The following is a 12,107-nucleotide window of genomic DNA, read 5'->3' on the forward strand; positions in this document are numbered from 1 at the left end:
AAAGAATACATTCTACTTTAAATTATGATACTCCTATGCTATACTTTAAGAAATTAAGGAATACTTAAATGCAATATGTATGGAACCCGTGCAAAAAATTATTAAATTACTATTGAAAATAATTATATATTGTTATATACTGTAAAAATAAAATTTAATTTTAGGAATTATAAAAAATGAAATCAATCATCATTATGAATCAAATGCTTTGCCTCATGCAAATGTGTATGTTTAATAATGATGGCTGTATAATATAATATATTTTTTATTTTGTAATTTCAGCCGTCAAATTAATTTTTGGCGGCTTTTTTATTTTTAAATTTATAAAATTAAATTTTTGATAATGAAAAATCATAAAGGAGAGTATATGTCAAGAGAACTAAGGTTTGAAACGATAGCAGCACATGCAGGTCAGGATTTTGATGATAAGTTTGGAAGCAGAGGAGTACCAGTATATAGAACGACTTCCTATTTATTTAGAGATTCTAAACATGCAGCAGATTTATTTGATTTAAAAGAACTTGGATATATATATTCAAGAATGGGAGACCCTACAACTGATGTACTAGAAAAAAGAATTACTGCTATGGAAGGCGGACTTGCTTCTATTGCAGTATCATCAGGTACTAATGCAATATTTTATACTATAATTACAATATGCGAAGCTGGAGATGAAATAGTTTCTGCATTTAATGTTTATGGAGGTACATATTCTCAGTTTGGAGCAATACTTCCTAAGTTAGGTATTAATACAAAATTTGTTGATGCAAAAAATCCAGAAAACTTTGCTAAGGCTATTACTGATAAAACAAAATTAATATTTATAGAAACAATATCAAATCCTTCGCTTGATTTCACAGATATTGAAAAAGCAGCTGAAATAGCTCATAATGCTGGAATACCTCTTGTAATAGACGGTACTTTCACAACTCCTTATCTTTTGCAAACTATTAAACATGGTGCTGATATAGTAATAAACTCTCTTACTAAATGGATAGGAGGACATGGAAATGCTATAGGAGGTATTATAACTGACAGCGGTAATTTTAATTGGCAAAGTGATAAATTTCCTTTATTTTCAAAACCAGACTCAAATTATCATGGACTTCGCTGGGCTTATGATTTGCCTGATGAGCTTAAAAATGCTGCTTTTGCTTTGAGAGTAAGAACAGTACCTCTTAGAAATTTGGGTGCTTGTCTTTCAGCAGATAATTCTTGGATATTTATTCAGGGTACAGAATCTTTATCTTTAAGAATGGAAAGACATTCATATAATGCTCTAAAAGTTGCTGAGTTTTTAGAAAAAGATAATAGAGTTGAATGGGTAAGATACCCTGGTCTAAAAAATGATCCTTCATATGCTTTGGCAAGCAAATATTTAAAAGATAAATTCGGAGGAATGGTTGTATTCGGCATTAAAGGCGGATATGATGCAGCTGTTAAATTTATAGACAATATAAAACTATTCTCTCATTTAGTTAATGTAGGCGACGTAAAAAGTTTGGTTGCTCATCCTGCTTCTACTACGCACTCTCAATTATCAGAAGAAGAATTAATAAAGGGCGGAATAAGCAAAAACTTTATAAGACTTTCTATAGGAATAGAACATATTGATGATATACTTTATTATTTAGATGAAGCTCTAACTATAGCAAGCAAATAATTATAAGCATAAAAAACAAGGGTGATAATAATATAAATCACTCTTGTTTTTGATAATATTTATTAGGGGTTTATTTTATGAAGAATATAAAAAATATAATAAAAGATAAAAAAAATAAAAAAGATAAAATTAGAGAACAAATTAATAAAATCGAAGAAACTATAGAAGAAAAAAGTAATCTTAAATTCTTTCACTATGATAAATCATTTAAATTTGAAAATGGGGCTTCTATATCAGAACTGACTATAGCATATACTGCCTCAGGACATTTAAATATCAATAGAGATAATGCCATTTTAATATGCCATGCTTTTACAGGGGATGCAGATGTACTTTCTTGGTGGAGTAATTTTGTAGGCAAAGGTAAAGCAATAGATACTAATAAATATTTTGTCATATGCTCTAATGTTTTAGGAGGCTGCAGCGGCACAACAGGACCTTCCTCAAAAAAACCAAATAGTAATTTATGCTACGGAACAGATTTTCCTACCTTTACAATTAAAGATATAGTAAAAGTACAAAAGATATTAATAGACTCTTTGGGTATAAAAAAACTTTACTGTGTAATAGGCGGCTCTATGGGAGGAATGCAGGCTTTGCAATGGACTGCTTCTTATCCTCAAATGATGGAAAAATCAATTATAATAGCAAGCACTATGACTCATTCTCCCATGCAGATAGCTTTCAATGAAATAGCAAGAGAAGCTATAACAGAAGACAATGAATGGTACGGCGGAAAATATTATGGAATGTCCTCTCCAGATAAAGGTCTTGCTTTGGCTAGAATGCTTGGACATATTACTTATATGAGCGAAGAATATATGAGAAAAAAATTCGGAAGAAGAAGAAAAAAGGCATTAAAATATTTTACTCCTTCTTTTGAAGTAGAAAATTATCTTCATTACAATGGAGAGAAATTTACAGCGAGATTTGATGCTAACAGCTTCTTATATCTTACTAAAGCCATGGATTTTTTTGATGCTAAAGATGATATAAAAAAAATAAAAAACAAGAAAAATGTATCTCTTAATAAAGTACTTGTTATATCATTTATATCTGATTGGCTATATCCTAGTACTCAGTCAGCTGAAATAGTTTCTGCATATCAGCATGCTAATATAGAGACTTTATTTTATGAAATAGAATCCAATTACGGACATGATGCTTTTTTAATAAAAAATGCTGAACAAACTAAATGTATAAAGAAATTTTTAAATAGTTAAAGCATATATATTTTTTATAAAACACTTGTTTTTTTGCTAATATTGTTTAGTATATAAAAAATATATTTAAGGTATTAAAAATGAAATTTATATTTTCAAGATTCTTGATAGGTAGTATTGTAATAATAATAGGTGCTTATATACTGCTTCAGTATGTTTTTCATATTTATATTCCAGCATTGGCATATACACCTGTATTTACTATAATCGTTTCTTTTTTAATAATTGCTTGGGGTATTGCAATGATATTCGGAAGAGGCTTTTACGCTTCTAAACTCCTTTTAGGGTTATTTGTAATAGGAGGCGGTATATACATACTAATAAGATACTGCTTCAACATTAATATGCCTTTTATACTATACACTCCAATATTTAGAATGATTATAGGAATGATTATCATTTTTTTAGGGGCATACATACTATTAGGAATGCATTATGTTGGAGATAGTGTTCCTAAAAATAAAAGAACTAAGTATGACGTATATTTCAAAACAAAAACTATAGACTTATCAGATTTAGAAATAGACAGAAACAGAGTTATAGATATAAATACTGTATTTTCAGATACTGTTATTTTTATAAGTGATAAGGTTCAGCTTCATATAAAGGCTTCAAGTGCTTTTGGAAGTGTATCTCTTCCTACTGGAGACAGCGTAAGTTTCGGAGAAACGAATTTTGTTATGGGAACATATGACAATATACTTTATTTAAATGTGAATGCTGCTTTCGCTCAAATTAGAGTTTTGTATAAATAATTTTTATTTGGAAAAAATATGTATATTATATCAGGAAATAAAAAAGGAAGAAAAATAATAACTCCTAAAAGAGATTTCAGACCTACTCAGTCAAAGGTAAGAGAGGCTTTTTTTAATATAGTTAATGCTGAAAATAAAACTTTATTAGATTTATGTTCTGGAAGCGGTGCTATTGCTTTTGAGGCTTTAAGCAGAAATGCTAAACATGCTACACTAATAGAAATAGATAGAGAGGCTATAAAAACTATATTTATAAATGCTAAAGCCATATTTGATAATGATAATTCACTTTATAAAGTAAAGAGAATATCTGCTTTAGATTATGTAAAAAGAACTAATGATAAATTTGATATAATATACTTTGATCCGCCTTACCATTCAAATATATATTTTGACTGCCTAAATACTATAATAGAGAGAAAACTATTAAATAATGATGGAATTTTAGCAGCAGAGTTTGGTGCTGATTATTATAAAAGTTTTTTGGAAACAGAAAATTTTAAAGATCTTATAAAAAATATAATGCATTATGATATAAAAAGCTATGGCGAAAGTATTTTGTTAATATTTAAGTATATACTCTAATTATATAAAAATATAATAAACATATTAATAATTATAACACTAGAAATTTGAGAATGCAAAATATATTTATTTTTGTTTCTTCACTCTTTTGCAACTATTTTCAAATAATTCAAAAATGCTTCATCTTCGCAAATAGTCTTGCCCTCATCATCAGATAGTTTTGCTACAGGTTTGCCATTAACACTTTGAAGTTTCATAACTATATTTAAAGGCTTAGAAACTGGTTCAAAATCATTTGTAATATAGGTGCCTATACCAAATGTTACCTTAGCTTCATCTTTAAACTCTTTATATATAACATATGCTTTATCAAAATTTAGGCTGTCGCTGAAAAGCAGAGTTTTTGTTTTTGGGTCAACCCTAAGGCTTTTATAATGATTTATAACTTTATATCCCCAAGCTATAGGATCTCCAGAATCATGCCTTATTCCGTCATAAAGTTTTGCAAAATACAAATCAAAATCTTTTAAAAATTTATCAGTACCCAATGTATCGGATAATGCTATGCCTAAGTCTCCTCTGTATTCATTAACCCAAGACTGAAGCATAAATTTCTGGCTTTCTGCAAGTCTTACTTTATCCAATGCCTGCCCTATTTGATAATATTCATGAGCATTTGTACCTACAGCAAGCAAATCATATTTTTTAGCAAAATAAACATTACTTGTACCTACCAAACATGAAGAAGGAAGTTTTTTCTTGAGTATATCAACAACCTTATTCTGCCAATCAAAAGAAAATCTTCTTCTAGTTCCAAACTCTGAAAGTTTAAATCCATTATCTTCTTTATGCATAGGCAGAAGTTTTTCATCTATTTTTTTTAATAAATTAATCTCAGCTTGTTCATATGCTTTTTTACCATTATTATATTTGCAAACAGTATATGTATAATAAATCTCGCTAATCATAGCAAGCATCGGTATTTCCCAAAGTATAGTCTGATACCAAGGACCTTCTATTTCAACAGTCAATTTATCATTATCAAATAAGGCTTTTACATGTTCTTCTAAAGGTCTGTATAATTTTAAGAACTCTATATAATCTTTTTTGATAAATCTTAAAGAAGCCAAATATTCAAGTTCATCTTTTTTAAAATTTAAGCTGCTGAAATATTTTATTTGTCTTAAAAGCTCCTCATGCATTTCAAAAGTCCAATCCAATATATTCCTGCTTTTAAATACATAACGTACCCAAACATCAGAGAACTGTCTTAAAGCACATTGCTGCATAGTAAATTTATATAAATCAGTATCTAATAAACTATTTATTATAGGCTTCATAGTTTAATCCTTATTATTTTTATTCATTTTATCAAAAGCCTTTGATATCTTGTAAAGTCTGTAAATACCAGAAACAAAGCCAACAAATATACCTATTATTGTAAATAAAGGTCTGCTGTTAAAGTGTTTGTCGGCATAATGCCCTACAAAAGCTAAACCAAGTACCATACTTCCAAACTCAGCCCCAAGTGCTGCATATCTTACTGCGTTTTTTAAACTCTTATTCTCCATCTTCATATTCTAAAGTAGTAAATATCAAAGGATTAACATATTTTGTAGCTATTTTAAGCTCATAATCAAAAATACCAGTCTTGGCATTTCCTAATATTTCACCCTTTTTTACAGTCATATTTTCAGATACAGAAGAAGTAGCAAGTCCGCTGTATCTTGTAACAATACCGTATCTATGATAAATAGTGATTGTAAATCCGCTCTCTTTATCATATGATACATCATTAACAGTACCTGAAGCAGCTGCCCTTATCAAAGTACCAGCTATAGTTTCAAAACCTATACCCTTAGATATAATAGATCCGTCCTGATATGGTCTTGATATAACAGCATATCTTGAATCTATAGGAAGTATTGAAGGAATAGATTCAAGTGAATTATTTTTAGAGTTGATATTTGCTCTTAATTCTTCTAAATATAATTTTATTTTTTCTAATTCATCTGCCCTTGAATTCATAAGCATAATATTATCTACATAGTTATTAGAAAAAGATATAGCATTATCATCTATTTTTAATATACCTGCAATATTAGACATATCAGTTATATAATAATCATTAGTTACTACTGAATTAAAAATAGTTTCTAAAGAATTTATCTCAGCTAATTTATCTTTATAGCTTCCGCTTAATATTTCAGTTTTACTTGCAAGTACAGTATTTTTGGTTAGAAAAGAAAAAGTAGAAAGTAATAATGAAATAATTATTATAACAATTATTATTAAAGAATATACTGGAATAGATAATGTTTTAGTTTTCTTTTTTGAATGCGGTATAAACATAAAAAATATTTTATGCGTAAGAAACTGACTGATTTTTTTAAAAAATAAATAAAACGCAGAAGGTTTTTTATTAATATATTTACTACTTTTTTTTCTCTTATGTTTTATAGTCATAATCTGCTGCCTAATAATTGATAGCTATTTTAACAAAATATTGATATTTAATCAATAATAATAAAACAGTTAAAATTCCTATTTTGTAGTATATACATCAACTAAAGCCTTATACATTTGATTTGCCAATTCTCTTATAGCTTTAATACTTCCAAACTGCCATTCATGTATAAAAGCAGATTCTATGAGTACTGAAGGCACATCCTTTTTTATTTCCTGTTTATTATAAGCATTTTCATAAGCATCGCCTATAACTATTAATCCTCTCAAAGATATTCCCTCTTTAATTAATTCCTCTTTATCATAAAATTTCCATACATTATTAGGAAGTACTCTGTCATGTCCTATAACAGGAGAGATACTATATTTTTCCTGCATACGTTCAGATAATTTATATGCAACCTGCATAGAAGCTGGAAACTCTTTATTATAAGGACTTACTATAACATGGAAACCAGAAGTTTTAGCCCTCCTGCTAATATAAGGCATATAATCAAAATGTATACTAAGTAAAAGATCAAAATTATTATCTATAGCATAATGTCTTATAGCATACATCTCTAAAGTCTGATATCTTGTTAAATTTCCGCTTCTCTCTTCTCCTTTTACTTTTGTATTATATATTCCTAAAAGCTCTGCATAATTATTAGTCATATATTCTTTAATAGGTCTGCTGTAATATGCTCCGTCTCTGCTTAAAAAATATTCAAACCTGTCATCTTCTGAAAGTATTTTAGCTAATTCCCTAGCTACTCTTAAATTAACATAATATTCATAACCTAAATATCCTAATGCACCTTTAGTAGCAGCATTATGACCTGGATCTATAAGTATTCTAATCTTTCTATTTTCTATTATATCATTAAATTTCTCACTAGGTGTAGAAACTTTATTTACTTCGCTTTCTCTTACTATATTTTCAGAAACTTTAGTATTTGCTGTAACAATAAGCGATGAGAAAGATACAATTATTAAAACGATAATAACTACTGAAAAAATTATAAAACGGTTTTTGTTATTCATAGTAATTAGATTATCGTAAAGAATTTTATTAAATTAAAGCTCAAGTAAATAATTTTTATATTATAAAGCACTTGATTATACAAATATTTTTTAATTAATTATTAGAAATTATAATATTGCCATTATTTAAATCTTTAAATTTGAAAGCTATTATCCTAATTTCTATAAAAATATCATTATTATTCTTTAAAGCTTTTCTTGAAAATAAAACAGTAACTTCTATTTGTTTACTAGTATCAGAATATAAATCTCTCTCTTTAAACAAAAAAGTATCTTCTTTTATCTGCTCGCCTTTCTCTCCAGAAGCTATTTTTTTATATATAGAATCATAAAGTTTTGAAAAATGAGCATACTCTTCTATAATAATATCTTTATACTTATTTACATTATCATCTATAATAATTTCGATAGACATCTAATATAAACCCTCTATACACTTAAAGCCCAATCAATATCTTCTTTTGTTATTTCTGCCTCTTCAGAAATAAAATATGGATATAAATCCACTTCATCGCCTATATTAATAAAATCCCATATTTTAAATTGATGACTTATATCACTAATTTCTTTTGCTTTAAAATTATTATATATATGCATTGTAACGGTGTATAAAGCATCTATTTCTATTGATGATAAATTTGATATATCAGGCTCTTTTAAGCTAAAAAATAAACGGGCATCATTATTTTTTTCACCCTCTCTTATAGCTATAACATTATCATTCTTGAGTATATTTAAAATTTTTAATATATTCTTAGGTACAGGACCAAATTGTCTTTTTATATATGTATCCTCAGTTAATGTCTTACCAGTTTTTCTAAGTAAAATACCATCTGTAAATAATAATATTTTATTTAATTTTATAGAACCTAATTTATAAGGATTTTTACATTTATCTATTATATAATGAACTGCATTTTTATATTTATCTTCCATAATGAATATCTCCAAAAATTTCATAACACAATTTTATATAAAATGACAAAAATAATATTTAAATTATTTGCTTTCTTCTTTGGACTTTTCTTCTTCAGATTTTTCTGGAACTATATTATTTATAGAATCAACAATTTCTGTAATACGCACACCAAAACATTCGTCTATTACTACAACCTCGCCTCTTGCTATCAATTTACCATTAACAAGCAAATCCACAGGCTCACCTGCCAATTTCTGAAGCTCTATAATAGAACCTTCTCCAAGACTTAATATTTCTCTTACGGTTAAACGTGCTCTTCCTAGTTCTACAGTTACGTTAATAGTAACGTCCATAAGCAAACCGATGTTGCCTGAATTGTTAGGATTATTAGTTACTGTCTTTTTATCCGCCATTATTTTACTTCTATATTATTTATAATAAATATATTATATATGTTTGTGATATAATTTCAATTAAGTTATAAAAAAAATTTTACTATTTAAAATAAAAAAGCGAGGATTTTACTCCCCGCTTTAATTTATTGGTAATTATTTTAACTTATATTATCTAGGTTTATTAGTAAGTCTGTCCATAGGATTAATAATATCAGTAACACGAACACCGAAGTTTTCATCTATTACTACAACCTCACCTTTAGCTATTAACTTACCATTAACAAGCAAATCTACAGGCTCACCAGCTAATTTTTGAAGCTCTATGATAGAACCTTCGCCAAGTCCTAAAATATCTCTGATAGTCATAGTAGCTCTACCAAGTTCTACAGTCATATTCATGGTAACGTCCATAAGAAGACCGATATTACCAGTTCCCTGTACATCAGAAGCAGGCATTAAAGAATTAAACTCTGCATGCTGTACACCAAGCTGAGGACCAGAATCAAATGCCTGATTATCTACAAGTCCTGCCATAGGATTTCCTCCTGAAGCTGCATTGTTAGTATTAGAAGCTGCTGCATTTGAAGCAGGAGCTTGAGAAGATGAAGAAGCAGAACTCAAAAGGCTCTGTAATAAAGGCAGTTCCAAAGCAAATACATATGGAGCATTTTCCACTTCACCCTCAATAGATAAAGAACCGCTTACTATAGCCAAAGGTCCTGGTATATTGATACTGAAAGCATCTTCTAGTATAGAAGTTTCTATAGGCGAATTAGTAAAACTGCCTCCAAACCTAGAAGATAAAGCACTGTCAGAAACTCCCACCATTTGAGAGAAAGCCTCTTTTAATACCTGAGCTACCATATCATTTAAAGCAGCTTCTTTTTGTCCCATCATAAGAGAAGCAACTATTAAAGCCTCATTTTCTCCCATGAAATAGTAAACGTTTCCAGTAATAGAGCCTGTATAACCCACTTTAGCTTCTATCATTTTACCAGAAAGCATTTGATGTAAGTTATTAACATCTCCAACTGTAGTAGTAATATTAGTAATGGATACACTTTTAGTGGAAATAGATGATAGTGAAAAGGCTTGATTTTCTGCTATCATTTTAGCCGCTTCATTAAAAAGTTGTTTATCTACATTTCCGCCGCCATTACTAGATGCTTTGGAATCGCCTCCAAAAGCTTCATCGGCACCTTTTAGCAAAGCTTCTATTTCGTCTTGAGATAATGCACCGTCACTCATCATAACCTTAATCCTCCTCTTTTAATAAATCGTCTTCGGTTATATCAGCCTCTCCATCCATAACACCTGTAAGCTGTACAGCCATTCTGCTGCCTGATATACCAGGACGACATAAGAATTTCTTTCTGTTTCCTATCTTGAATATAACAGGATCTGTAATCTTAGTATCAGTAAACTTAACGACATCGCCTTTCTGAAGATTGAGAATGTCTGATAGCGGTAATTGCATAGATCCAAGTTCCGCCGAAGTTTCAACAAATATATTTTGTAATTTTTCTTTTATTATCTTTAAATTTTCGCTAGTGCTTCCTCTTCTAATAGATGCATACCAATACTGAGCTGAAAACTTAGAAAGTATAGGCTCAATAGTAATATATGGTATACAAAAGTTCATCATACCTTCCACATCGGCTACTTTAGTCTCTAAAGTAATAAGTACAACCATGTCATTAGGGCTAACCATCTGAGCAAACTGAGGGTTAGTTTCTATAGAACCCAAACGCGGTCTTAAGTCTATTACCTGAGACCAAGCCTCCCTTAAGTTACCAAGTATTCTTACTATAATACCTTCCATAACTGATAACTCAATATCTGTAAGCTCCCTATTTAAATTCTTAGGGCTCTCACCAGGACCGCCGAACAATCTATCAATTATAGTAAAAGTGATAGACGGGTCAATCTCTAATATAGAACTTCCTTTCAAAGGGTCCATACTAACTATAGCCAAAGTAGAAGGATTACTAACACTTCTTATAAACTCTTCATAAGTAAGCTGGTCTACACTTGCTACGTGAATACCTACTAATGTTCTCAACTGTGCTGATAATGAAGTTGTAGTAACACGTGCGAAGTTTTCATGCATCATTTGAAGCGTTCTAATTTGGTCTTTTGAAAACTTATCTGGACGTTTGAAGTCGTATATCTTTATCTTTCTATGCTCTACTTCTACACGCTTAGTATCAATATTATCTAAACTTTCACCAGATGATATAGCACTTAGTAACGCATCTATTTCGCTTTGTGACAATACTTCTGTCATACGAGTATCCTTCTATAAATATTTTTTCCGTTCTTCTTTAATTAGCTTAATAAGAAGTTATCAAATAATATACCATCTATTTGACCATTTCTAAGCATACTATTAATCTCTCGCTTAATATCAGCTTTTAACTGCTCTCTTCCCTCATTAGTCCTTAACTGATCATAAGTATAAGAACTAAGGATTGTAGTAATTCTGTCTCTTATCATATAGAATCTTTCTGGAAGTTCTACTGCAAGCTGTTTTACATTAGTAGTATAAGTTAATATTATACTTACTTTTACGTATCTAGCTACGTCCATGTCAGCTGTGTTTACATTGAACTCTGGATCTATACGATATATTGATGGAGGCGGTTGTTTTACCATGTCGTCTACCACCCCGCCTTGAACTCCTGCAGCTTTCCCTACACTTTTAGAAACAAAAAATGCTATAAGCCCAGATATTAAAGCCACAACTAAAATGGCAGCAACTCCCATAAGGATTTTAACAATCATAGGGCTTAAACCAAATTTTTTCTTTGGTGCAGCTTCGGCTTGCTCTTCTTCGCCTTCATCCAATTCTTCGTCTAAGTTTTCTTCGTCTGCCATATAATTTCCTCACTTAAATTAATATGTTTGTTTTCAATTATATAACAGTAAAATAAAATTAGCAACTCTTATGTTAACTTTAACTTTTTTTACTGTCTTTATATATAATATCGGTAAAGTATTAAAACACTTAACATATTTTTTATGCAAAAGTAAAAAAATAATGCATGGGTGCCATACATATTGCATTTAAGTATTCCTTATCTTTTTGAAGTATAACATAGGTGTATCATAATTTAAAGCTGAATGTATTCGTTTATG

Annotated in this window: 14 protein-coding genes; 4 read left to right on the top strand and 10 right to left on the bottom strand. The window is 29.4% G+C overall.

Annotation, left to right across the window (positions count from 1 at the left end):
* The first annotated feature begins 367 nt into the window (after positions 1–367).
* The 4 genes from Q1X91_RS12590 (at position 368) to rsmD (ending at position 4,226) form a co-directional block, all read left to right on the top strand.
* Positions 368–1,663 (top strand): O-acetylhomoserine aminocarboxypropyltransferase/cysteine synthase family protein, encoded by a 1,296-nt coding sequence (locus Q1X91_RS12590; protein WP_300758089.1) that lies wholly within the window; start codon positions 368–370, stop codon positions 1,661–1,663.
* Between the two features lie 77 nt (positions 1,664–1,740).
* Positions 1,741–2,886: a homoserine O-acetyltransferase gene (locus Q1X91_RS12595; RefSeq protein ID WP_300758092.1), complete on the top strand. Its 1,146-nt coding sequence runs from the start codon at positions 1,741–1,743 to the stop codon at positions 2,884–2,886.
* Between the two features lie 80 nt (positions 2,887–2,966).
* Complete coding sequence (locus tag Q1X91_RS12600; RefSeq protein ID WP_300758095.1) at positions 2,967–3,641, top strand: hypothetical protein; 675 nt, start codon at positions 2,967–2,969, stop codon at positions 3,639–3,641.
* Positions 3,642–3,659: 18 nt separating this feature from the next.
* Entirely contained in the window at positions 3,660–4,226 is a 567-nt protein-coding gene (rsmD, locus tag Q1X91_RS12605) for a 16S rRNA (guanine(966)-N(2))-methyltransferase RsmD (RefSeq protein WP_300758098.1), read from the top strand.
* An 80-nt stretch (positions 4,227–4,306) separates the two neighbouring features.
* Here the strand turns inward: rsmD and pncB are convergent, their stop codons facing one another.
* The 10 genes from pncB to Q1X91_RS12655 all read right to left on the bottom strand — a co-directional run bounded on the left by pncB (position 4,307) and on the right by Q1X91_RS12655 (position 11,846).
* Complete coding sequence (gene pncB / locus Q1X91_RS12610) at positions 4,307–5,506, bottom strand: nicotinate phosphoribosyltransferase (protein WP_300758101.1); 1,200 nt, start codon at positions 5,504–5,506, stop codon at positions 4,307–4,309.
* A 3-nt stretch (positions 5,507–5,509) separates the two neighbouring features.
* Complete coding sequence (locus tag Q1X91_RS12615) at positions 5,510–5,743, bottom strand: AtpZ/AtpI family protein (protein WP_096737084.1); 234 nt, start codon at positions 5,741–5,743, stop codon at positions 5,510–5,512.
* Entirely contained in the window at positions 5,727–6,632 is a 906-nt protein-coding gene (locus Q1X91_RS12620; protein ID WP_366945519.1) for a peptidoglycan DD-metalloendopeptidase family protein, read from the bottom strand. The genes Q1X91_RS12615 and Q1X91_RS12620 overlap by 17 nt, the downstream gene beginning before the upstream one ends.
* A 78-nt stretch (positions 6,633–6,710) precedes the next feature.
* On the bottom strand, positions 6,711–7,655 hold the full coding sequence (locus Q1X91_RS12625) for an N-acetylmuramoyl-L-alanine amidase (protein WP_300758112.1): 945 nt from the start codon (positions 7,653–7,655) through the stop codon (positions 6,711–6,713).
* Positions 7,656–7,749: 94 nt separating this feature from the next.
* Positions 7,750–8,070: a hypothetical protein gene (locus Q1X91_RS12630; RefSeq protein ID WP_300758115.1), complete on the bottom strand. Its 321-nt coding sequence runs from the start codon at positions 8,068–8,070 to the stop codon at positions 7,750–7,752.
* Between the two features lie 14 nt (positions 8,071–8,084).
* On the bottom strand, positions 8,085–8,591 hold the full coding sequence (locus tag Q1X91_RS12635) for a Panacea domain-containing protein (RefSeq protein ID WP_300758117.1): 507 nt from the start codon (positions 8,589–8,591) through the stop codon (positions 8,085–8,087).
* Between the two features lie 63 nt (positions 8,592–8,654).
* Positions 8,655–8,987 carry a flagellar motor switch protein FliN gene (fliN, locus tag Q1X91_RS12640; RefSeq protein WP_300758120.1) on the bottom strand — a complete coding sequence of 111 codons (333 nt, stop codon included), beginning with the start codon at positions 8,985–8,987 and terminating at the stop codon, positions 8,655–8,657.
* 150 nt (positions 8,988–9,137) lie between these two features.
* On the bottom strand, positions 9,138–10,220 hold the full coding sequence (gene fliN, locus Q1X91_RS12645; protein ID WP_300758122.1) for a flagellar motor switch protein FliN: 1,083 nt from the start codon (positions 10,218–10,220) through the stop codon (positions 9,138–9,140).
* A gap of 4 nt (positions 10,221–10,224) precedes the next feature.
* On the bottom strand, positions 10,225–11,256 hold the full coding sequence (gene fliM, locus Q1X91_RS12650) for a flagellar motor switch protein FliM (RefSeq protein ID WP_008722421.1): 1,032 nt from the start codon (positions 11,254–11,256) through the stop codon (positions 10,225–10,227).
* 41 nt (positions 11,257–11,297) lie between these two features.
* Positions 11,298–11,846, bottom strand: a complete 549-nt coding sequence (locus Q1X91_RS12655; protein ID WP_013114389.1) for a flagellar basal body-associated FliL family protein — start codon at positions 11,844–11,846, stop codon at positions 11,298–11,300.
* Positions 11,847–12,107 lie beyond the last annotated feature (261 nt).

This window comes from uncultured Brachyspira sp. (assembly GCF_949287625.1).
Taxonomy (GTDB): Bacteria; Spirochaetota; Brachyspiria; order Brachyspirales; family Brachyspiraceae; genus Brachyspira.

What these genes read in the sequence shown, in the direction of transcription:
- Q1X91_RS12590 (WP_300758089.1), top strand. Translation starts at nt 368, where the DNA reads ATGTCAAGAGAACTAAGGTTTGAAACGATAGCAGCACATGCAGGTCAG.
- Q1X91_RS12595 (WP_300758092.1), top strand. Translation starts at nt 1,741, where the DNA reads ATGAAGAATATAAAAAATATAATAAAAGATAAAAAAAATAAAAAAGAT.
- Q1X91_RS12600 (WP_300758095.1), top strand. Translation starts at nt 2,967, where the DNA reads ATGAAATTTATATTTTCAAGATTCTTGATAGGTAGTATTGTAATAATA.
- rsmD (WP_300758098.1), top strand. Translation starts at nt 3,660, where the DNA reads ATGTATATTATATCAGGAAATAAAAAAGGAAGAAAAATAATAACTCCT.
- pncB (WP_300758101.1), bottom strand. Translation starts at nt 5,506, where the DNA reads ATGAAGCCTATAATAAATAGTTTATTAGATACTGATTTATATAAATTT.
- Q1X91_RS12615 (WP_096737084.1), bottom strand. Translation starts at nt 5,743, where the DNA reads ATGAAGATGGAGAATAAGAGTTTAAAAAACGCAGTAAGATATGCAGCA.
- Q1X91_RS12620 (WP_366945519.1), bottom strand. Translation starts at nt 6,632, where the DNA reads ATGACTATAAAACATAAGAGAAAAAAAAGTAGTAAATATATTAATAAA.
- Q1X91_RS12625 (WP_300758112.1), bottom strand. Translation starts at nt 7,655, where the DNA reads ATGAATAACAAAAACCGTTTTATAATTTTTTCAGTAGTTATTATCGTT.
- Q1X91_RS12630 (WP_300758115.1), bottom strand. Translation starts at nt 8,070, where the DNA reads ATGTCTATCGAAATTATTATAGATGATAATGTAAATAAGTATAAAGAT.
- Q1X91_RS12635 (WP_300758117.1), bottom strand. Translation starts at nt 8,591, where the DNA reads ATGGAAGATAAATATAAAAATGCAGTTCATTATATAATAGATAAATGT.
- fliN (WP_300758120.1), bottom strand. Translation starts at nt 8,987, where the DNA reads ATGGCGGATAAAAAGACAGTAACTAATAATCCTAACAATTCAGGCAAC.
- fliN (WP_300758122.1), bottom strand. Translation starts at nt 10,220, where the DNA reads ATGATGAGTGACGGTGCATTATCTCAAGACGAAATAGAAGCTTTGCTA.
- fliM (WP_008722421.1), bottom strand. Translation starts at nt 11,256, where the DNA reads ATGACAGAAGTATTGTCACAAAGCGAAATAGATGCGTTACTAAGTGCT.
- Q1X91_RS12655 (WP_013114389.1), bottom strand. Translation starts at nt 11,846, where the DNA reads ATGGCAGACGAAGAAAACTTAGACGAAGAATTGGATGAAGGCGAAGAA.